The organism is Nostoc sp., from assembly GCF_036917615.1.
Classification (GTDB): domain Bacteria; phylum Cyanobacteriota; class Cyanobacteriia; order Cyanobacteriales; family Nostocaceae; genus Nostoc.
The window spans coordinates 25439-46933 of record NZ_JBALCZ010000088.1; the positions used below are offsets into that span (position 1 = coordinate 25439).

A 21495-nucleotide genomic window follows, 5' to 3' on the forward strand; every position below is an offset into this window, starting at 1 on the left:
GACTCTACTAATTTTGGTGACTTCTGCAAGGGGTCTAATCGTATTTTTTACTTGTGACAAAATTATCTCAATAGAGCTACCAATTTGCTATTGGGGTAAGGACAAGTTATCATCACCTGAAACTTATCCCTACCATCAGCAAATTTACTCTTCCTCTTCCAAATCTTCATCCGATTCGTCGGAGTCTACATCTTGTGAGGTTAGTTTTTTATCGCTTTCACCAAGTTGAATCAGGTGAATATGCTTGTAACCCAGCCTAATTTCAAACTCATCTCCAGGTTTTAAGCCCATTGCTTTGGTATATGTAGCACCAATCACAATCTGACCATTTTGATGGACACTAACCCGATATGTCGGTTCACGACCCCGACCATCTTTAGGTGCTTCTGGACTTAGAGGAATTCCTCTAGCCGATAGCAAAGCGTCATAAAAATCGGTAAGATTGACACGAACCTGGTTATTCTTAGTAACAGTGTAATAGCCGCACTGTTTAGCTCTTTCTCGGCGTGGTAAAGTGGAAAGTTCTTTTACTTTAGCAAGTAGTGCTTTTCCGGTTAATGGCGCGGTTGCAGTTTCAGTCATTATGCTCAAATTTTCCTTACTCTCTCCAAACTGATAAACGATGTAGTCTCATGCCAGCATTTGTCTTTATTAGCATTTGCATAGAGCTACTTAGGACTCTAGTGTAACGGGTGAATTCCTACCGATAGGAGCCAAAAGCACTTCTATATATGGTTGTCCACAACCAACTAGAGGCCATAGTTGCCACAGACATTAATTTTGGCGATGTTACGGCACTTTTAACCATTATTCGCCATCAGAAAGAAAACTATTTTCTCCTTTGGCGCTACTGTAGCGGTGTAACTTTCAGCCACCTTTACAAATTGGGTAGGTTCTACTACAAATAAGTCGTAGACCCAATAAATTGCAGGTTTTTCACTTTCAGTGCTTGCCTTTCTGACCAATGAGCAAGTAAAGTTTTCTCTACTCGTCCTCTCAAGCTTTGGACAGCATAGTATTTCAATAGAGTCCTATGGGCATACGCCCTTTTGTCCTGCCAGTAGAGACGTGAATTTTCTTGTCTCTACATTACGAATCAACAAAGCAGTAGTAGCCGCGCTGATACGGCTATTGATTCTGGTTTTGTCACTTCGTAATTTTATATCAAATACTAGCATGGACTAATAATAGCAAAATAGTTGTTTAATTTTGAATTAAAGTTGCTGGTAAATTTTTATTTAAATTCCTGGACTTAAAGCTTGGAAAAAGCAGTGACTATTTTCCTAACCCTTTATTGCAAGCGTGAGTATTGCTCCATGGCTTTTATAAAAATTTATCTAATTTAGACGAGCAGTTTTGACCAATGAGTTAAATCCAAGATTTTCTTGATTGAGAGGAGGCAAAAATCTAAAAGTCTCCCGCATCCGGGATTCCCAGTGCAAGAACTTTTATTTAAAAGTGGTGAGGATTTTTCCTCGGTTTATTACCATAAGCTCAAAAGCAGTCAGAGGATTTTGTACGTCTGTCTAGGGGAAGAATAAATCTCTTAACATCTGCCTAGCGCTTGATTGCCACTACTATATATTAAACATCTGCTTTTACACTTCTATATAATCAAAAAATTCCGTCAAGCCGTAGCGAAGGCGGAATTTTCCAGTCAGGACTGCTTGACTCAAGTTGACATCAAGACGTATTGCTAACCTGACATGCATTTAATTTGGATATGATCGCTAAGTCAAAGATGAACTTAAGTCCCTTTCTAAGCAAACCCCCTTTCCTTTACATTCCCAAACAGATAAATTCAATGCAAAGCTGGGATTACATTTTTGGCGTTTTAACTCAGAATTTGACACAAATCTTGCCTACAGCGCTGCTACAAGTAAAGTTTTAATCGTTATCCTTAAACTAGAATCAGTCGCTCTTTCATCGTCAGCCTATTAACACCAGGATTTGAATTAAGGGCAAAAAAAGTATAGCTCACTTTTCGCAACTACCTGCCTTGATGCATGATTGTTAAGACTGGTGAAGCAATTTTAAAATTTTGGTTAGTGGTCATGGAAGTTATTTTTAAGGTCATTCGACAGCAACAAAATTCCTCCCCTGTTGTGCAAACCTACCTTGTAGAGACTCAAGCAGGTAATACAATCTTGGATTGCCTCAATCATATTAAGTGGGAGCAAGATGGAACTTTGGCCTTTCGCAAAAATTGCCGCAATACCATTTGTGGTAGCTGTGCTATGCGAATTAATGGGCGTTCGGCTTTAGCTTGTAAGGAAAATGTTGGCAGTGAACTTGCCAGATTACAACAAATACCATCATCCCAAAGTAAAGTAAATGCCATTGCTGAAATCACGATCGCCCCTCTCGGCAATATGCCCGTGATTAAAGATTTGGTTGTAGATATGAGCAGTTTCTGGAATAATCTTGAGGCAGTTGCTCCTTATGTGAGTACGGCAGCACGACAAGTACCAGAAAGAGAGTTTTTGCAAACACCACAAGAGCGATCGCGGCTCGATCAAACTGGCAACTGTATTATGTGCGGTGCTTGTTACTCTGAATGTAACGCCCGTGAAGTTAATCCAGACTTTGTTGGCCCCCATGCCCTTGCCAAAGCTTACCGGATGGTAGCAGACTCCCGCGATCGCGACACTCAAAATCGTTTAGAAAGCTACAACGAAGGTACTAAAGGCGTATGGGGTTGCACCCGTTGTTTATACTGCGATTCAGTTTGTCCAATGGATGTTGCACCCTTAGAACAAATCACCAAAATTAAACAAGAAATTCTCACCCAGAAACAAGCCTGCGATAGTCGCTCACTTCGTCACCGGAAAGTGTTGGTGGATTTAGTTAAAGAAGGTGGTTGGATTGATGAACGTCAATTTGGTTTACAAGTTGTCGGTAACTACTTTCGGGATTTAAAAGGATTACTCAGTCTTGCACCCCTCGGTTTGCGGATGATCCTCCGGGGTAAGTTTCCCATGTCATTTGAACCTTCAGAAGGGACGCAACAAGTGCGATCGCTCATTGAATCTGTGCAACAAGTAGAAAACGAAAGTTAGAAGTGAGGAGTTAAAAGTGAGGAATTTTAACTCCTAACTCATAACTCCTAACTCATAACTCTATTTCAACGCGGTTCCTGAGGGATATTTAACGGTTGTCCATAACGGTCATATACTAAAACATCCCATTGCCCGTTGTTACTCGATTCAAAAGCAATCCTGCTACCATCAGCGCTAATTGTAGGGTTGCGGACTTCCGCTTGCAGATTATTAGTCAAATTCCGTGATTGGCGTGTTTCCCGGTCGTAGAGAAAAATAGCCGATCGCCCCTGACGACTAGCACCAAACACAATATAACGACCATCTTGTGAAACGCTAGGATGAGTTGCGATCGCATCAAAGGAGTTTAAACCTGGCAAATCAACCAAATCACGAGTCACCGTATCAAACATATAAACATCTTGGCTACCGCGTCGGTCAGTAATAAAAACAATGTATCTCCCAGAAATTTGGGGATTTAATTCTGATGCTAAACTGTTGAGACTCCGACCCCCCGGATCAAAGGGATAACTCAAAATGCGAGGGTAGCCAAAACACCCAGTCAATAAACTTAAGCAGAAAAATACAGGTATAAAAAAAATACGTTTCATCTAATTAGTCATTAGTCAAATGAGTAACTATCAACAATTAAGCGAAGCCGAACTGAGAACTTATGTAAAGACACATCCAGATGATGAGGAGGCTTTTCAACATTATTTAACAATTATGAGGGCAAAACCTAACCGCGTTGTAGTTAGTACAGAGGAACAAGCCCTAATTGAATTTAGGAAAAGAATACAAGGGGAATAAACACCCTAACCTGCTCTAACCCCGTCACACCCGATTAACATTCCTCCAATATCCCAATTTTTACCCTGTAGCGCATCATATAGGACGGGGTTTTGTTTTGGTGGTTGAGTATGATCGCTAGAAACTAAAATTAAATGACTATATAACTATCTAAAGATTTTAATTCGTTAAAACACTATATTCAGTAGGCTTTTCAAAACTTAATTATAAGTAGTTTACCTCATCTAATATTATGTCTATAAAATCTTTGACTTAATTTTTGGAGATAATTTTTATGAAACTAATTCCTACTTTATTATTGGGTTTGATAGGCTTGAGTCCTATCGTGTTTTCTCAAGCTGCTTTTGCAGATGGTTGGCCAACCAGTGTGGTAGGAAACTGGAGTGTCAATGCTAATAATTCTACTGGAATTCTGAGTATTACAAATCAAGATGCAACAGGCAACTGTAGAGCAATATCAGGCAGTATATTTGGCGATCCTATAATAAAAGGTTTTTACTGTCCCTACAGTGGTCGCATCAACTTTATACGACAACAGTATGGTAATATCCTTCAAGTTTACAGCGCTAATGTTTCCGCAGATGCAAGTACAGTTAGGATAGGCGGCTTATTTGCTGACTATTTTTACAGCCCTGGAGAATATAGTTTTTTTGGCTCTAAGTAGAAAGAGTTTCATGTTTTTTTAGTGCCATTCCCGTCACATCCAATCAAACACCCATTCCCCCACAACCGCAAATTAAACCCCGTAGCGCGTCTCTAGCTGTGGGGTTTTGTTTTAGGTGGTTGAGTGCGATCGCTGTTTGTTTGGATTCCAAGAAAAAATTATCTGCAATTCAATTCTTGTATTTAAGAACACGACAACCTAAAGTGAAAACTTTATGACATCGGTATTTTGTAAACTCATATTATCTTCAATAACTAGGTGTCGCACCTCTCCATACGTGGTTACTAAGTAAAGTATTTCATAAATCCGTGAGGAATTGAGTGACCGACTAGTAAACTTTGCAAGATTTAATAACGCTACGAACTTGTGAAATACTGCCTACGGAGGTGAACCTACAGTTGCACCATTAGGAATATCTAACTCAATATTTGGCCCCCGGTCTAGGACTTCAATATCCCATTGACCACGGGTGGCGGTTTCAAAGACAACATAACGTCCATCTGGGCTGATATTTGGTTTTCTGACCCAGCCGCGATAAGTTGGTGTGACGATTTGCGACTGTTGTGTAGCGCGATCGTAAAGTGCCACCACTGGTCTACCTTGGTCACTAGTAAGATAAGCAATATAACGCCCGGTGTAGCTCAAGCTAGGACTTTCAGCAATTGTCTCCTGTCGGTTTATCCCCGGTGTGCCAATAAACAGTTGCCTCTCCAAATCGAAAACCAGTAGCTGCTGATTACCATTCCGATTAGATACAAACGCTAAAAAGCGCCCATTTCCACTCAAAGCAGGTTGCTCCTCGGTGTAGCGACTGTTGAGGGAAGTAGGCCCTATGGGAATATCGTTAGAACCACAAGATGCAAGCAAACTTGTTAAACCAAAAACCAGGCTCCAATGAATTGGTCTTTGGAGCCAAAATATGGGCGTAAATTTTTCCACCTCAACTGTTTTCCGTCGCCTCTAAACCTACTTCCACGCTAACTGTTTTAAACATCGTCAAAATCGGTCGAATTATCTGGCTCCTCATTTGGCTTTTCTACTGGGTTGTATGGTACATAATCAGTTGGGATCGCCTCATCATCTTCGCGCCCTCTTCTAGGAGCCGAGTCAGTGGGTGGACGACGCCTTCTTGGTCTGGGAGCGACATCATCTTCAGGACTTTCTGGACGCCCAGACCCATTATTACTACGGCGAGATGGTTTTCTGACTTCCCCTCCCGAACTTTCCCAATCATCAACTTCCCTAGATGAAGAACCCCAATTCTCTTCTTTAGAGCTTTCAGAAGGGCGATTCACAGGACGCCCAGAAGTCCGCCGCCGCGTTTTATCAGCTGGAGCCTGTCTTTCACTACTGCTACTGTTACGGCGTTCTGTACGACGGGGGGGTTGCTCCTGATAGTAGTCATCACGAGTTGAAATCTTATCCCTGCTACCCTGAATCCGGGGACGCACGGGGCGCTCCTCCTCGTCTTCATAAGGCAATGGATCTAAGTTTGCATCCATCTCAGCTTCATACTTTCTGCGATCATTGTATGAATAGCGATCGCTAACCGGTCGATCTTCGTCCACAATCGGAGTGTTGCGCTTTGCTTGCTGGGTAGCTATACTCCGCAGGCGAATACTTTCAACTGCAAAAAATACAGTTGTGCCAACTAAAAGCAGTTGACCAAATTGTAGAATTGGGTCTAGCCGCCATCCTTGAAAGATGAGAATAAAGCCGCAGAGCAAGCCGACTGCCGCAAAAAAGATATCTTGATCCCGTGACAATTCCGGACGCACAGTGCGGAGAAAATACAGTGCTGCCCCAGCCACAGCCAGGAAAATTCCTAGAATACTGGCTGAATTTGCCCCAAAATTTACCTGAGCCAGAAAACTGGCTGAGTTCAGCCCAAAATTTATCATTGCTGTTTTCCCAATATCAAATCTATGTTAGCGAGTCACAATTAAAATCACTACTCTAAGTTAGGCACGATAAATATTGAAGCTTCAAAGCCTCTGGCAAAGAAGCTCTGAAGCTGTTCACCGAAAAGTAAAAACACCTATGTCTGTCATCTACAACTGCCACCAGCAGCAGAAACTGCTACTTTTGGTGCAATTAATGTAGATAGCTGAGAGACAATCGATTATGAGAGTTGAATTAACTCTCATAAGCATTATGAACGCTGAATTTTATCTTTTTGGCTAATGAAAATTAGACCAACTGTAACGGGGATTACAACAATTGCAGTACCCCATAGCAGACTCCAAAGAAAATTTGCTAAAGAAGGCGTCATACTTCTCAACCTTTTTTTACACACTTCATCCTAATTTTAATAGTGTATTACTTTCTTGAGAAGCCTCTAAGTCTGAACTGCTAAACTTGGTAACTGCTTTCACCAATTGTTGAGTTAACCGCGTGAGCGAGTTCGCTTTTCTATTTCAGAAGAAAGTGACAGCATTTGGTTAAAATGATCATGAGAGTGCTTTACAAAGCTTAAAATTTTGTGGCGATCGCGACGCAGGAGCGTCAGCCGAAGGGCTTACCGTTGCCTAAGTTTTTTCTTTCTTTACAGATAGATAGTAGCTTAAACCGATGACTGGTGTTGACCTGACTGCTTGGATTTTGGGCCCTGTGTTAGGGCTGATGACATTTTTATTTATATTCCGGATCATTCTCACTTGGTATCCGCAAGTGGATCTGAATCGTTTGCCCTTTAATTTAATAGCTTGGCCTACTGAACCATTTTTAGTGCCATTGCGAAAGCTAGTCCAACCTATAGGCGGGGTGGACATTACACCTATTATTTGGGTTGGTATCTTCAGCCTGCTGCGAGAAATCCTGCTAGGTCAGCAAGGATTGCTGACTATGCTATCTCGTGTGAATTAGGGATGGGGCATGGGTCAGAAGAATTTTAGATTTTGGATTTTGGATTTTGGATTTTGGATTGAACATCTAAAATCTAAAAGACGCTTGATAGCGCAGCATAAAGCCAACTCTTGGAGAGGCTGCGCCAACGGCATGGCAACTCTTAGAGACGCTACGCGTAGCTTGCTTCCCCGAAGGGGTACGCTTAGAGCAACTGTGCGTAGCGTCTGACTCGCTAACGCAAATCCAAAATTGAGGAGGCATAGGGCATAGGGCATTGGTTATTTCCCCCCTGCTCCCCCTGCTCCCCTGCTCCCCCTACTTCCCACTTTCCACTTTCCACTCCCTTAACCGTTCATTTCTTGCACAAAATTTGTATAGACATTACCCTGCAAAAACTGTGGAGTTTCCATAATTTTTTGATGAAACCCAATAGTGGTGGGTAGTCCAGTAATGGCACATTCCCGGAGTGCGCGTTTCATGCGGTTAATAGCAGTGGATCGGTCTGGGGCCCAAACAATCAACTTGCCGATCAAGGAATCGTAATAGGGCGGGATTTGGTAATCTGTGTAAACGTGGGAATCAATCCGAACACCAGGCCCTCCAGGGGGAAGATAGCCACTGATCCGTCCAGGAGAAGGGCGAAAGTCATGATCTGGGTCTTCAGCGTTGATCCGGCATTCGATCGCATGACCCCGCAAGACTACTTGCTCTTGGGTAAGCTTGAGTCTTTCCCCTTGAGCAATCCGAATTTGTTCGGCAACCAAGTCTATTCCAGTAATCATCTCTGTTACAGGATGTTCTACTTGAATCCGGGTGTTCATTTCCATAAAGTAGAATTTACCAGATCTGTCTAAGAGAAACTCGATAGTACCCGCCCCACTGTAATTAATGAATTGGGCAGCTTTGACAGCAGCTTGTCCCATTTTCTCACGCAGGCCTTGATCGAGAGCTGGACTTGGTGCTTCTTCTAGTAGCTTTTGGTTCCGGCGCTGAATTGAGCAATCCCGTTCGCCCAAGTGGATGACATTACCGTAGTTATCCGCCAAAATTTGAAATTCGATGTGGCGGGGACGTTCAATAAATTTTTCTATGTAAACGCCAGAATTCCCAAAAGCTGCTCCTGCTTCCCCTTGGGCCGCCAGGAAAAGTTTGACAAATTCATCTTCAGAACGAACTAGGCGCATACCCCGTCCACCACCACCAGCTGTAGCTTTGATCATCACTGGATAGCCGATATCCTTGGCGAATCTTAATCCTTCTTCCTCAGATTCTACTAACCCCTCAGTACCTGGTACTGTCGGGACTCCAGCTTTTTGCATGGTTTCTTTGGCAGTGGATTTATCCCCCATCAGCTTGATAGCTTCTGGAGTTGGGCCGATAAAAGCAATATGATGGTCGGCACAGATTTCCGCAAACCGGGCATTTTCTGCTAAAAAGCCATAACCTGGATGAATGGCTGTCGCATTGCGCGTTAGGGCGGCAGCAATAATATTGGGAATATTCAAATAACTTTTACTGCTGGCAGGTTCGCCAATGCAAACCGCTTCATCAGCAAGTTGGACATGGAGAGCATTCCGGTCAACGGTGGAGTGAACCGCAACTGTGGCAATCCCCATTTCTTCACAGGCGCGGAGAATGCGAAGGGCGATTTCTCCCCGATTGGCAATTAATATTTTGTCAAACTTCATTTTTTAGTTTCGATATCATTACCAGTAGATTGACATTTTCTCTGATCCAACTTGAAACAACGTTTTCGCATTATTTCAAATTATCACAGTCGATTCGCCACCCCGATTTTAAGCAAACTTAAGATTGCAGGCTTGCTGCCTCTACAGGTCTTACTACACTAACAACATTGCTGCTGTAAGTCTTGGCTAGCTTACCAAACTGGGCTTTTGCGTAAGCGTAGCCCGTCGTAGACATCGCCTACGGCAGGCGGTTACGCCGGGAGCACCCTGCCTAACACACTAGCTCTACCCTTTTTAATATCACTTGTGCAGATGCTAGATTTCTGTCAGTCTGATACCGCCTTGAGGAAATTTATATTTTTGATAATTTTGATAAACATAACTTTAGATATCACCTTACTATAATTATTTTCTTATGCTATAGTCTATGTTTAGACAACCCGTGCGGATGTGGCGGAATTGGTATACGCGCACGCTTGAGGTGCGTGTGGCTTTGCCTTGCGAGTTCGAGTCTCGCCATCCGCATATTTGTTTATTTAGTCAAGGGTCAGTAGTCAAGGGTCAAAATACCCTAGACTGTTGACCCTTAAATCTGGGTATAGCTCTGGTTTTTTATGCTTTTATAGAGATAGATGAAGTTTTGTAAAAAGCATTGAGTATTACTTTTACGCCAACAAATAACTTAACACTGCCAGCAGCTTGGCATCGCCTCACTCCGATTTGGCAAGGAGGGGAGGAAATAATTCAACAAAGTTTACCTCACACTCAGCTGGCACCTGCCTGGCAGCTAATGCTTTTGGGTGACGGCTCTCCAACACGTCACTTAGAATTGCTTACAGGTGAGCCTGTAGAAGTAGATGTGATTGATATGTCATTGATTGGCATGGATTTGGATAGTGCCCCTGACTTAATCCAAGCTGTCCCAGGCCCGCGACTACGGCGACAAGTGTGGCTGCGGACTGCTTCTGGTCAACGATTAGCCTATGCCACTTCGTGGTGGGAAGCCAGTCATATAGATGAGTATTTGCAAAATCGTTCATTACCAATTTGGGCGAGTTTAGCTCGTCTTCGCACAGAGTTGTATCGGGATGTTCGAGGAATTTACTACGGTGACTCATCGGCGCTAGAGTCGGGTTTTGATGTAATTGGGCCTTTTTGGGGTCGCCACTACTTGTTTTGGCATCATGGACAGCCACTGACCTTAATTTATGAAGTTTTTTCGCCTTATTTAACCAAATATTTGGGAGCTATGCAATTAAATTCAAAAAATCAGTAAAAAGCCTGAAAAGAATATTACTTTTAAGTTTTGATTGCTATTTAGATAACTCAGGACTTACGCAAAAATCGCCGAAAAGCTTAATTTATTGTCAACACGTAGTGGCTTGCCGCAGGCTACCGCCAAGACGAGAAGCAACTGGCGGCGGCATCGCAAAAGACCTACGACTAATTTACCCACACAAGTGTTCGCCCAAAAGTAGAAATGGGAAATCCCAGATGAAGTATTTGAGATCGGTAAAAATCTAAAATAGAGTCATCCCCCAAAACCAACCATGATTCAACTCAAAACCCAACTCACCCTCGAAGAATTTCTCGCACTTCCCGAAGGAGACATCATCTACGAACTCATTGATGGAGAAGGTGTTCCCAAATTCAAAAACGATGAGATGGCACCAAAATTTTTTTATAGTTCTATAACAGGTGCGTTATTTATACTATTGTCTGCATGGGCGCAAGGAAAGGGGCGGGTTGTAATTGAATGGGCAATTAAGCTAACACGAAATCAACAAGACTGGATTCCTGTAGCAGATTTGACATATATTTCTTATAACCGTCTTTCTGCTGATTGGTTGCAAGATGAGGCTTGTCCTGTTGCACCCGAATTAGTCATTGAAATTATCTCCCCCGGTCAAACTTTCCCAGAAATGACAGAAAAAGCAACTGATTATCTAAAAGCTAAAGTTCAACGAGTTTGGATTATTGATACTAGAGCAAAAACTATTACTATTTTTTATCCCGATATTCTCCCTCAAACTAAACGCGGTACTGATAGGTTAAAAGATTCCTTATTTGAAGGGCTACAAATTACACCTCAACAAATTTTCCAACAAGCAAGAATTTCCGACTGATGTTAGCAACAAAGACACGAGGAAAGGTTTAATGAATACTGTTGTGCTAAATCTAGAACCGATTGCTCATTTAACCGATGAGCAATTTTATCAATTGTGTATTGCCAATCGTGATTTAAGCCTGGAAATGAATGCAGCCGGAGAATTAATCATTATGCCACCAGTAGGAGGAGAAAGCGGAAATCAAGAAGCAGATTTAATTACAGACTTGAATAATTGGAATCGTCAAGCTAAATTAGGGAAAGTTTTTAGTTCTTCAACTATCTTTATACTTCCCAATGGTGCAAAACGTTCTCCTGATGCTGCTTGGGTAAAATTGGAGCGGTGGGAAGCTTTAACACCAGAACAACGAAAAAAATTTCCGCCACTTGTACCCGACTTTGTGATTGAACTGCGTTCGGAGACAGATCGGCTTGCACCGATTCAAGAGAAAATGCAGGAATACATCAAAAATGGTCTGCATTTGGGTTGGCTGATTAATCCTCAAGATGCAAGAGTGGAAATTTACCGACTTTTGAAGGCTGTAGAAGTTGTGCAAATGCCAGGGATTCTTTCTGGAGAAGATATATTACCTGGATTTGAGTTGCAAGTATAGGTAAGCGATAAGCCTGAGGGCATAGCTTTGCTTACCACATTATCCATCCAAAAGATGCGATCGCTGATTAAAAATTGTAGCCAAAGTACTTGATATTCCTTTCTCTGGAACGAACGCAAGCTTTGCCAACGCAGAGTAGTGTGATCTAAGCATGACTTGCAGCTTTGTCCAGTTAGTTATATTCTCAAATTGCTTGGAATAACGGATTTACTTGCACAAACCTTCCGACTGAGGAATAAATCTTAGGGAAACGTCCTACGAAATTCAACAAAGCGTGTTAAAAATGGTAACTGAGCCAAAAACACAGGTTTTGAAAGACTCGGGAAGGTTTATTAGGGAAATATCATCAATGTCTAGGATGGAGAAATTTATGCAGTTAACTGCCCTAGATAACAAGAAACTTTTTGGTTAACTTAACCAATCAAACAAGTAATGAGTTTGCAAGTATAAGGTATAGGTTTCAATGGCACCGCCTCTTGTGTCTGTTCCGATGAAGAAAAATAAGAAACCGTCTCTGGTGCTGACGCTCTCGGCTGCTGGGTTATTGATTGGTGCCGGGAGTGTAGCATACTGGTTGTTTGCCCAAAGACAAATGTCTTCTGGCGATTTGATATTAGGTGCAAATATTATTCCTGGTGATGCCCTGTTTGCGGTTTCTCTGACAACAGATCCCCAGCAGTGGCAGAAATTGCGGCAGTTTGGCACAAAAGAAACCCAAGCAGAACTGGACAAAAATTTAGTAGAATTGCGCGATCGCTTTCTAACTAATAATGGTTACGACTTCCAGAAAGATGTCGCTCCTTGGGTAGGTGATGATGTTACAATCGCATTTCTGGCCCCAGACACAGCGAGTAAACCTGCACCCAAACCAGTTACCACCAATGAAGATGCTGCTAACGATCAGCAGTCGATGGTAATGGTATTGCCAGTGAAAAACCCAGAAATCGCCAAAAGCATTTTGGCACGACCCAAAACCCTTAAACAAGGCAAATGGATTGACCGTACTTATCAAGGGATTGCCATTAAACAAAATCAGGGACAAGCAGGAGAAAACTTCTCAGCGACATTACTAGATGGGCGTTTTTTAGTCATAACTGATAGTCTCAAAGCCACAGAACGAGCAATTGACGCCTACAAAAATAAAACATCCCTAGCCACAACAGGGGGCTTTGCTGAGAATTTTCCGAAAATTGCCAATTACCAACCCTTTGCCCAGTTTTACGTAAATGTGCCAACAGCAGCCAAAATAGCCGCAGCTTCTCCAAACCGCCCTTTACCCGCTCAAGTTTTGGCTCAACTGCAAAATAACCAAGGTTTAGCGGGGACAATGACCTTAGAGCCAGAAGGAATTCGCTTTAAGGGCGTTTCTTGGCTAAACCCTAATAGTCAACGTGTGCTGGCGGTGGAAAACAAAGCTGGGAAAATGCAAAGCCGCGTACCAGCAGAAACCTTAATGATGCTATCTGGCGGTAACTTACAGCGGTTGTGGGGAGACTATGTTTTAACATCTCAAGGAAATCCCCTCTCACCGATCGCACCAGAACAGATCAGAGGTAGTATAAAATCTCTTACCAATCTCGATTTAGATAAGGATTTGCTCGATTGGATGAAAGGCGAATTTTCCTTATCAGTGATTCCTACTACTCCAAAACAAGGTTCACCAGATGATTTTCGTGCGGGTTTAGTGTTCATGGTACAGGCAAGCAATCGCCAATCAGCTCAAGCATCCATAAAACAGCTCGATGAAGTGATGAGAAATCAATACCAGTTCCAAGTCCAACCGGGGAAAGTTGCCGGTCAACCTGTTGTTAACTGGGTTTCACCCTATGGTACGTTAACTGCCACCCACGGCTGGTTAGATGGAGATGTCGCCTTTCTAGTAGTGGGCGCTCCCATCACTGATAAAATTGTTCCCCAACCCAACAACACACTAGCTAGCAATCTTCCCTTCCAACAAACAGTTCCTACAGAACCAAATCCGACAAATGGTCAATTTTTCCTGGATGTGGAACGAACTGTGAAAAATTTCCCTTTACCAACTATAATTCCCAATCAACAAACTTTGCTAGATGCAACGCGCTCAATTGGGATGACATCTGCTGTCAGTGACAGTCGCAGTAACCGTTACGACATTTTTATAGCACTCAAAAAAGTTAGGAACTTGACTGCCTTGCCTAGTCCTACTACATCATCTACGACTTCTCCATAACAGCAATTGGAAAAGTTAGAAGTTAGGAGTTTGGAGTTAGGAGTTTGGAGTTAGGAGTTTGGAGTTAGGAGTTTGGAGTTTGGAGTTTGGAGTTAGGACTTTGGAGTAACTCCCTTCCCGCTAGAAGAATACCGATGTAAAAAACCGCCAAGACGCCTTCTCTGCGAGAGGCTGCGCCAACGCGAAGCGTCTCGTTCACTGAAAGCGTCTCGTAGAGAAGAGAAGAACGCCAAGAAAGTCAAGAAGAAAATAGGTAATCTTACACCGGAAAGGGAGTAGGAGTTAGGAGTTTAGAGTTTGGAGTTAGAAGTTAAGAGTTGTACCAATTCTCAAAAATCTTGCTATACATCAATCTTCGCGTCTGGTGTGTCTTTACCTCAGAGCAATATCATCTGTAGCAACGTTAAAATGAAATAGGATTAAAAATTATTAATTCATAACTCATAACTCTTAACTCCTAACTTTCACCTGTTTCCTGACCCTGTAAGCATATAGGATCAGAACAGTCAGAATCCATATTTTAAATCATCCACGGAGAGAACACTTTATGAATCTGGTTGTACTCCAGAATTGGCTGGACAATGCTTCCTTTGCCATATTATTCCTGACAATGCTGGTGTATTGGGGAGGAGCGGCTTTTCCGAATCTGCCTTATCTAGCCGCTTTGGGGACAGCTGGGATGGCGATCGCTAATTTGTGCATGGCGACTCTACTAGGGGCACGATGGATAGAAGCTGGTTACTTTCCCTTAAGTAATTTATATGAATCTCTATTTTTCTTAACTTGGGGAATTACCACCGTCCATCTAATTGCCGAAAGTAGTAGCCGTAGCCGCTTAGTAGGAGTTGTTACAGCTCCTGTGGCAATGGCGATCGCTGCTTTTGCTACCATGACATTACCATCCCAGATGCAAACGTCAGAACCCCTAGTACCTGCCTTGAAGTCAAATTGGCTGATGATGCATGTCAGCGTCATGATGTTGAGTTATTCTGCTTTGATGGTGGGTGCGTTATTAGCGATCGCTTTTTTAGTGGTCACTCGCGGTCAAAACATCCAATTACAAGGTAGTTCTGTAGGTACTGGTGGCTATCGCAGCAACGGCTACCGCTTACACAAGGCATCTGAACTAATTTCTCAACCACCAGCACCCCCTGTCGAAAATAACGGCTTTGCTCGTTTTGAAAGTAGTAGCAACGGCAACGGTAACGCTAACACCGCTGTTTTGAATTTAGTAACTACCTCTGAGCCTCAAACTGTAGCATCTGCCGAACCCCTTTCACCCCAGCGCCTTAGCCTTGCCGAAACCCTCGACAACATTAGCTATCGCATCATCGGACTAGGATTTCCCCTACTGACAATTGGTATCATTGCCGGTGGCGTTTGGGCTAACGAAGCTTGGGGTTCCTACTGGAGTTGGGACCCCAAAGAAACTTGGGCATTAATCACCTGGTTAGTGTTCGCCGCCTACCTCCACGCCCGAATCACTCGCGGTTGGCAAGGACGCCGTCCCGCAATTTTAGCCGCCACCGGCTTTGTTGTTGTCTGGGTTTGCTATCTCGGTGTGAATCTTTTGGGTAAAGGTTTGCATTCTTACGGTTGGTTTTTTTAATAACCTCACTCCTAACCCCTCTCCGGTGGCGGAGAGGGAGAAAGGAGCAGATTGAAATTTACTATTATCTCTTGGGAATTATTTCGGATGAACTGTTATATCACTGGAAAGTATAGATTTAGTGATAGGACATTTTTATGGAAGATGGATTTGAGAGACTGAATCACGATGAAGTTGTATCTATAGAACCAGACACTTTTAATAAGTTAGATATTGCTAAAACTTTTAAAGTCCGTGATTTGATTACCGCAATTAAGGAATATATTGGAGCAGAGGAAACAGATGAAGTAAATTTGTATACCCAAGGATTAAATTGTGAAGTTTTGCAATTTAGTACTCAGGGATGGAAAAAAGGAAAAGTTAGACTTGCTTTAGAATTTTGTCCTGATGAATCAGAATCACCACTTGATGAGATTTTTCAAAAGCTCAAACAAGTAGAAAACTAGAATAATCTGTAATTGATAATTAAATTAGGAATTACGAATTATCAATTACGAATTATTTTAATTGCATAATAGATAAAATAAGTCTTCAGGTGCAACTCAGGCAAAGTTCCACCAACTTACGTCGAGTTTGCGATCTGGATCTGCATGACCGTTGTAGGGACCAGCAAAAATAAGTTCATCAGTATTTTTAACTAGCCATTGCATACCGTGTTCTATCTCCCAATCACATTCGAGTTCGACATCGATAAAAGTACTAAATGGATCTTGTTGGGAAGATTTAAAATGGATGTTCATTGGCTGACAATGGTTCCAGATTTCTGCTGAGGTGATCTCAACTTGTTCTCCAATACTATCCAAATGAGCTTGGTAATATTCAAAACTCGCTTGTTGTAATTTAGTAAATAGGGTTTCCCTCCAAGCGAAGAAGGTTTCAATACATCGCTTGTCATAAGCATCTAACTGTTTGTCCGCAACTAAACGAACGTTCTTATCAAACTTAGCAAAATAAATGCTAGCCTCTATCGCACCGAAGTTATCTGCTGTGAGAGTGGCTAAAACTTTTTCTAGTGTATCTGGCTTCATTAAAATTATTATCTTTGTAGAACTGGTTAATGTAAATAAAGTTTTTATACTTGACACCATCGCGAAAAAAAGAGAATGAACGGATAAGCCTAATGTATAAACAGTCATGGGCGGCAAAGGAGCTTACTTGCTATCTACCGAAGCCTTGGGAGCGTCATTTAAAACAACCGGATGAGTATGATTATGATTCCAAGTACTTGAGCATACAAAGATTATCATCCAAAGGTGCAAAATCTATTAACATCTTCGTATATTGACGGTTCGCAATATCCAAAATCCAAAACCTAAAATGGTATGGACTCCTCTACATGCAAAAATACATCGCACCATCCGATCGCGCCACTTATTTGAGCGTAATCAGCGGCTATTAGTTGCTGTTTCCGGCGGACAGGATTCTCTATGCTTAATAAAATTACTTTTAGATTTACAATCCAAATGGGGATGGTATTTAGGTATTGCTCACTGTGATCATCGCTGGCGTTCTGACTCCCAAGCTAATGCTAATCACGTCGAAAACTTAGCTAAAACTTGGGGTATATCCTTTTATTTAGAAACAGCGAACGAACCTATAAATAGTGAAGCTACTGCACGCGATTGGCGCTATCAAGCTTTAAGTGCGATCGCTCAAGCAAATAATTATCAGTATATAGTTACAGGACACACCGCAAGCGATCGCGCCGAAACTCTCCTCTACAATTTAATTCGCGGTACTGGTGCTGATGGCTTACAAGCCCTGACTTGGCAACGCCCTCTAACTACGGGGATTATGCTAGTGCGTCCACTTTTAGAAATCACTCGCACACAAACAGAGCAATTTTGTCAAGAGTTTAAATTACCAATTTGGGAAGATTCCACCAATCAAGATTTGCAATATGCCCGCAACCGCATTCGCCAAGAGTTGATACCATATTTACGAGAAAATTTCAACCCCCAAGTAGAATCAGCCTTAGCCCAAACAGCAGAACTTCTGCTTGCAGAAGTGGAATATTTAGAAAAAGCTGCCCAGCAGTTGCGAGAAAAGGCGATGTCATGGGGCATTGGGGATGAAGAAGATTCCCTTACTCGCCTTCTTCCCTTACGGTTAAATCGTCGGGTATTACAGAAAGCACCATTGGCGTTGCAACGTCGCGTGATGCGTCAGGTATTGCAGCAAATACAGACTGACGCAGCGAGTTTTGAACACATCGAAAAATTAACGACTTTAATTTTAGCACCAAACCGATCGCAAACTGATCCATTTCCTGGTGGTGCGATCGCTCAAGTAGAAGGCGACTGGATCTGGTTGAAATAGTTATTTAAAGTCTTTTTGTTATCAGTGACGATGCACATTATTAGTTTTAGAATATTAAGAGAATATGCAGAAACCCATGTAGATTGTCAGGAAATATTAAGCAATTGGTATAAGGTTGCCACTAAAGCGAAATGGTCAAATTTAGTTGAAGTACAGCAGATTTTTCCTAAAGCTGAAGCTGTTGGTAATTTTACAGTTTTCAATATTAAAGGAAATAAATATCGCTTGATTGTTAATATAGATTATGAAGGGCAGTTAATTTATATTAAGTATATCCTCAGCCATGCGGAATACGATAAGGAGAACTGGAAAGATGACCCTTACTTTTAATCCAGATAAATACAAGGAATTATTAACAGCTTATCTTCCCAAGCTGATAAAAAGTGAAGCTGAAAATGAGCAAGCTTTAGGGATAGTGGAAGATTTAATGCACCGGGAACGCACCCTAGAAGAAGACGAACTTTATCAGTTATTAATTACTTTAATTGAAAAGTTTGAACAAGAATATTATCAGCCAAGCCAGCCGAATAATCCTGTATCTATATTGTTATTTATTTTAGAGGAATCTGAGAGAACTAGAGATGATTTAATAGCGGTTTTAGGGACAGAAGATTTGCTTGATAATATTTTAAATGGACAAGAAAAGATAAATATAGAACAAGCGCGTAAGCTAGGAGAGTTTTTTCATATAGAATCTAGTTTATTTATGGAATAATAACTTAGTTGGTAGTTGGGCTTTATCTCAAAAAACAAGTTAGGGCTGAAGCCTAACTACAAAGATTTGAGTTAAAAACTTTCTTAATAGAAAGACAAAATCCTTAAAACAAGACCGAAAGGGTTGATAGGTATAGTTTTGACAGCAAGTATAGTTGCGGGTAATAGTACATAAGTTAAAACACTGATTTTTTATGTATAGACAGCAAATACGTAAAATAGCATAATCTTAACTGTCAGTTTGCTATACACCCTCATGAATACAAAGAAAGTTTTATGAAAGTTAAAAAAATCGGTTTTGGATTATCAACACTTGCAACCCTAGCAGTGATTCCGATTTCAGTTGTAACGATGCCGTTAGTGCTAAACCAGCCAGTGTACGCACAAGCAATCTACGGGGCTATTTTTGATAAATGGGTAAGTCTAGGTGGTTATTCAAGCCCAGTTGGTTCTCCTACAACTGATGAACTGCCTGCTGCCAGAGGAGGACGGTACAATGAGTTCCAAAATGGTTATATTTATTGGCTTCCCAACTTGGGCGCACACGCTGTCTACGGAGCCATTGGTGTGAAGTGGAACCAATTTGGGCGGGAAAATGGCTTGGGCTATCCCATTACCGACGAGCTTCCTGCTGATAATGGAGGACGATACAATGATTTTGAGAATAACGCATCAATCTATTGGCATCCGAGCATTGGTGCTTATGCCGTGTATGGCGATATTCGGGCAAAATGGGTAAGTATGGGGCGTGAAAGAAGCGTCTTAGGTTATCCAATTTCTGACGAACAACCTGTTGGTTCTGCGGGGCAGCGAGTTAGCTATTTTCAAAGAGGCGCACTTTACTGGAATTCAGGTACGCGTGAGGTTACTCCTGTTTACTACTAACCTTCTTCTGTCAAACTTGACGGAGCAAAATTTTAAATCTTTATTCACCAAAGCTTTTAGCGAATTATCAAGGCTTTAAAATGGAATGGCACTAAGATAAGCCCAAAGTCTTGTGTCACCTCGTTAAGAGCCTCTGGACTGGGAATGTATTCTGAGAGGCTCTATCTTCTAGTCTAAGTCCCACTTGTTAAGACGCTAGTAATTCTGGCTGAGATATTAAACTTTGGAGAGTATGACGCAACTGGCTGATCGCTTGGAGTTGATAATTACCAGTTTCCTGGAATTGATCCAAAGATTCTCCAATTAAGAGCAGCTTTTGCCGTAATCCATCGAGTGAATCCTGAATTGGTTGTAGTGCTTCTTGATACAGATTCACCCGACCCCAGTACTCGGCAGTTGTTTTTCGCAGGGACAGCAAGTTTTCCTCGATCGCTTTGAGTTCTTGGCGTATTTCATCCAAATCGTGAGTTTGATTGTCAATCATTCCCTGATTTAGCTCAATACCAGCACGGATCTGCTCAATCTCACGTTCCAGCTTTTGGATTTCCTGTGAATATTGTTGTCGCTGGGTTTCAATTTGTAACAGAATCGGTTCTAAATTAATTTTGTTATTACCTTCTTTTTCATCAGTAACAGTATGTCCTTGCCGCCGTAGCAGTACAACTTGGTGTTGCTTGAGAAACTTCTGATGCTGTAACATATTGCGGCGTTGTCCCACCAAACTGGAGTTTAGCATCTGATAGAGGTCTTTTTCATCCGTTAGTTCTAGTTCCAAATTGATGTGGTCATGGTCAGATGCGTGATTTATTTTAGTTTGCAGTTCTTCTATAGCTTCTTGTTTATATTTCAGTTCTTGTTCTTGATCGTGAACAAAGCTAGCGTCTATTTCCAACTTATATTGCAAGTCTTGCACTATTTTTTGTAGTTCTTCTAAAGGCTTTTTCTCCAAAGCTTCCACATCAGCTTGCTGGCCGAGAACTAGATCACCAGATGTTGCAGCCAAATAGTGAATCTGTTGATATAACTCTTCGGCGTTTCGTAACTGCTCTTTGATTATCCGAGCATACTCTTGCTTGCTGGTAAGGTCTGCTGTATTTATCTGCAATTGGGCTGTTTGCTGGGCTAAAGAATTTTGTACTTGTTGGGATGCGTTTTGGCGATCGCTAAAGGTTTGTGACAAACGCTCAACTTCTTCTTGCTGTTGAGCGATGGCTGTTTTTTGCTCCTCCAGTTTTTGCCAGTGCGGGGTTAGAGTAGCTTGCTGCTTTTCGACAAATTCAAAGGCCAGATGGAGGTGTTCTCTGACTGTTTCCGTGGGAGCAGCACCACTAGACAAGCGATCAAGTAACTCACTCATCACCCGACTTTGCTCCTCATCTAAAACCGTCCCCTGTTGGAAATCCGCTTGACGCTCCTCCAGGCGACGCTGCTCACCATGCAAATGCTCCCAAGCGCCTTCCAATTCCTGGCGGTTGCGCTGATTTTCTGCTTGCAACCGTTCAAGTTCCTGGCGCGAGGTGTCAACTTCCTGTTTTTGCTCCTCCAGGCGTTGCACCTCATCCTCCATTTCTTGCAACTGTTCTGAGCGTACTTCCATGTCCATTTCACGGCGATTCAACTCTTGCGCCTGAAACGTCAGCGACTGCTTCCACTGATCAATCTCATCTTCCTTGAGCTTAAATTTCTCCAATTGGCGGGAAAAATTCTGCAAAATATTGACTAGTGGACGCCCTGCTTCTTGAATCCGCTGCACTTGACGATTCGGATTCAGTTCAACTAGTACCAAAGCACCATCATTTAATTTGCTTGCGTCCTCAGCGGCAATCACATCTTCCGACACAGTACTCCAATTCTGGTCAGTTCGCTGACAAGCTAGCAGTTTCAGTTCCGTTTTAGCACCGCCACTGAGTAAACCACCTTTCTGTTTTTGTACTTCTGCTAAATACAGCACACCGTTAGTCCTTTATTGATGCACTTAAAGTTTGTGTTTT

The 21495-nt window shown here is 42.1% G+C and carries 23 protein-coding genes and 1 tRNA gene; 16 read left to right on the forward strand and 8 right to left on the reverse strand.

The annotated features are described in order from the left end of the window. Positions 1 to 144: 144 nt before the first annotated feature. Positions 145 to 582, reverse strand: coding sequence for an AbrB family transcriptional regulator (locus V7K85_RS32650; protein ID WP_334820287.1), 438 nt, complete (start codon positions 580 to 582; stop codon positions 145 to 147). A gap of 149 nt (positions 583 to 731) precedes the next feature. On the opposite strand from V7K85_RS32650, the gene V7K85_RS32655 reads away from it, so the two are divergent. Then, positions 732 to 908 (forward strand): hypothetical protein, encoded by a 177-nt coding sequence (locus V7K85_RS32655; protein ID WP_334820289.1) that lies wholly within the window; start codon positions 732 to 734, stop codon positions 906 to 908. A 1146-nt stretch (positions 909 to 2054) separates the two neighbouring features. Continuing rightward, entirely contained in the window at positions 2055 to 3059 is a 1005-nt protein-coding gene (locus tag V7K85_RS32660) for a succinate dehydrogenase/fumarate reductase iron-sulfur subunit (protein WP_334820331.1), read from the forward strand. A 65-nt stretch (positions 3060 to 3124) separates the two neighbouring features. Here the strand turns inward: V7K85_RS32660 and V7K85_RS32665 are convergent, their stop codons facing one another. Then, positions 3125 to 3649, reverse strand: coding sequence for a TolB family protein (locus V7K85_RS32665; RefSeq protein ID WP_334820291.1), 525 nt, complete (start codon positions 3647 to 3649; stop codon positions 3125 to 3127). Positions 3650 to 3668: 19 nt separating this feature from the next. On the opposite strand from V7K85_RS32665, the gene V7K85_RS32670 reads away from it, so the two are divergent. Then, entirely contained in the window at positions 3669 to 3848 is a 180-nt protein-coding gene (locus V7K85_RS32670; protein ID WP_334820293.1) for a DUF6887 family protein, read from the forward strand. Positions 3849 to 4122: 274 nt separating this feature from the next. Continuing rightward, positions 4123 to 4512, forward strand: a complete 390-nt coding sequence (locus V7K85_RS32675; RefSeq protein ID WP_334820295.1) for a hypothetical protein — start codon at positions 4123 to 4125, stop codon at positions 4510 to 4512. Between the two features lie 378 nt (positions 4513 to 4890). On the opposite strand, the gene V7K85_RS32680 is transcribed toward V7K85_RS32675, so the two are convergent. The 3 genes from V7K85_RS32680 to psbX all read right to left on the reverse strand — a co-directional run bounded on the left by V7K85_RS32680 (position 4891) and on the right by psbX (position 6784). Further along, positions 4891 to 5451 (reverse strand): TolB family protein, encoded by a 561-nt coding sequence (locus V7K85_RS32680; protein ID WP_334820297.1) that lies wholly within the window; start codon positions 5449 to 5451, stop codon positions 4891 to 4893. 47 nt (positions 5452 to 5498) lie between these two features. After that, entirely contained in the window at positions 5499 to 6413 is a 915-nt protein-coding gene (locus tag V7K85_RS32685) for a Ycf66 family protein (RefSeq protein ID WP_334820299.1), read from the reverse strand. Positions 6414 to 6664: 251 nt separating this feature from the next. Then, the gene (psbX, locus tag V7K85_RS32690) at positions 6665 to 6784 is read right to left on the reverse strand and encodes a photosystem II reaction center X protein (protein ID WP_012412183.1); all 120 of its coding nucleotides are present in this window, start codon (positions 6782 to 6784) and stop codon (positions 6665 to 6667) included. A 299-nt stretch (positions 6785 to 7083) separates the two neighbouring features. Between psbX and V7K85_RS32695 the strand changes: the two genes are divergently transcribed. Further along, positions 7084 to 7377 carry a YggT family protein gene (locus V7K85_RS32695; RefSeq protein WP_229462437.1) on the forward strand — a complete coding sequence of 98 codons (294 nt, stop codon included), beginning with the start codon at positions 7084 to 7086 and terminating at the stop codon, positions 7375 to 7377. A gap of 326 nt (positions 7378 to 7703) precedes the next feature. Here the strand turns inward: V7K85_RS32695 and accC are convergent, their stop codons facing one another. Continuing rightward, positions 7704 to 9047, reverse strand: a complete 1344-nt coding sequence (accC, locus tag V7K85_RS32700) for an acetyl-CoA carboxylase biotin carboxylase subunit (RefSeq protein WP_334820301.1) — start codon at positions 9045 to 9047, stop codon at positions 7704 to 7706. A gap of 444 nt (positions 9048 to 9491) precedes the next feature. Here accC and V7K85_RS32705 point away from each other — a divergent pair. The 7 genes from V7K85_RS32705 to V7K85_RS32735 all read left to right on the forward strand — a co-directional run bounded on the left by V7K85_RS32705 (position 9492) and on the right by V7K85_RS32735 (position 16032). Next, positions 9492 to 9572, forward strand: a tRNA-Leu gene (locus V7K85_RS32705). A gap of 127 nt (positions 9573 to 9699) precedes the next feature. Then, a complete protein-coding gene (locus V7K85_RS32710; RefSeq protein WP_334820303.1) occupies positions 9700 to 10323 on the forward strand; it encodes a chorismate lyase in 624 nt (207 codons plus the stop codon). Positions 10324 to 10597: 274 nt separating this feature from the next. Further along, complete coding sequence (locus V7K85_RS32715; protein ID WP_334820305.1) at positions 10598 to 11173, forward strand: Uma2 family endonuclease; 576 nt, start codon at positions 10598 to 10600, stop codon at positions 11171 to 11173. A gap of 31 nt (positions 11174 to 11204) precedes the next feature. Next, positions 11205 to 11768, forward strand: coding sequence for a Uma2 family endonuclease (locus tag V7K85_RS32720; protein WP_334820307.1), 564 nt, complete (start codon positions 11205 to 11207; stop codon positions 11766 to 11768). Between the two features lie 463 nt (positions 11769 to 12231). Continuing rightward, complete coding sequence (locus V7K85_RS32725) at positions 12232 to 13977, forward strand: DUF3352 domain-containing protein (RefSeq protein ID WP_334820309.1); 1746 nt, start codon at positions 12232 to 12234, stop codon at positions 13975 to 13977. Positions 13978 to 14524: 547 nt separating this feature from the next. Further along, positions 14525 to 15586 carry a c-type cytochrome biogenesis protein CcsB gene (ccsB, locus tag V7K85_RS32730; protein ID WP_334820311.1) on the forward strand — a complete coding sequence of 354 codons (1062 nt, stop codon included), beginning with the start codon at positions 14525 to 14527 and terminating at the stop codon, positions 15584 to 15586. A gap of 137 nt (positions 15587 to 15723) precedes the next feature. Next, positions 15724 to 16032 carry a KGK domain-containing protein gene (locus tag V7K85_RS32735; protein ID WP_190937299.1) on the forward strand — a complete coding sequence of 103 codons (309 nt, stop codon included), beginning with the start codon at positions 15724 to 15726 and terminating at the stop codon, positions 16030 to 16032. A gap of 96 nt (positions 16033 to 16128) precedes the next feature. Here the strand turns inward: V7K85_RS32735 and V7K85_RS32740 are convergent, their stop codons facing one another. Further along, positions 16129 to 16614: a DUF6985 domain-containing protein gene (locus V7K85_RS32740; protein WP_334820313.1), complete on the reverse strand. Its 486-nt coding sequence runs from the start codon at positions 16612 to 16614 to the stop codon at positions 16129 to 16131. A gap of 289 nt (positions 16615 to 16903) precedes the next feature. Between V7K85_RS32740 and tilS the strand changes: the two genes are divergently transcribed. From tilS to V7K85_RS32760, 4 genes are all read left to right on the forward strand, one after another. Next, positions 16904 to 17905, forward strand: a complete 1002-nt coding sequence (gene tilS, locus V7K85_RS32745) for a tRNA lysidine(34) synthetase TilS (RefSeq protein ID WP_334820315.1) — start codon at positions 16904 to 16906, stop codon at positions 17903 to 17905. 30 nt (positions 17906 to 17935) lie between these two features. Then, the gene (locus V7K85_RS32750; RefSeq protein ID WP_334820333.1) at positions 17936 to 18235 is read left to right on the forward strand and encodes a type II toxin-antitoxin system HigB family toxin; all 300 of its coding nucleotides are present in this window, start codon (positions 17936 to 17938) and stop codon (positions 18233 to 18235) included. After that, positions 18219 to 18620 carry a helix-turn-helix domain-containing protein gene (locus V7K85_RS32755; RefSeq protein WP_334820317.1) on the forward strand — a complete coding sequence of 134 codons (402 nt, stop codon included), beginning with the start codon at positions 18219 to 18221 and terminating at the stop codon, positions 18618 to 18620. Before V7K85_RS32750 ends, V7K85_RS32755 begins: the two co-directional genes overlap by 17 nt. 275 nt (positions 18621 to 18895) lie before the next feature. Then, positions 18896 to 19504, forward strand: a complete 609-nt coding sequence (locus V7K85_RS32760) for an LGFP repeat-containing protein (protein ID WP_334820319.1) — start codon at positions 18896 to 18898, stop codon at positions 19502 to 19504. A 187-nt stretch (positions 19505 to 19691) separates the two neighbouring features. Here the strand turns inward: V7K85_RS32760 and hmpF are convergent, their stop codons facing one another. Beyond that, positions 19692 to 21455, reverse strand: coding sequence for a pilus motility taxis protein HmpF (gene hmpF / locus V7K85_RS32765; RefSeq protein WP_334820321.1), 1764 nt, complete (start codon positions 21453 to 21455; stop codon positions 19692 to 19694). Positions 21456 to 21495 lie beyond the last annotated feature (40 nt).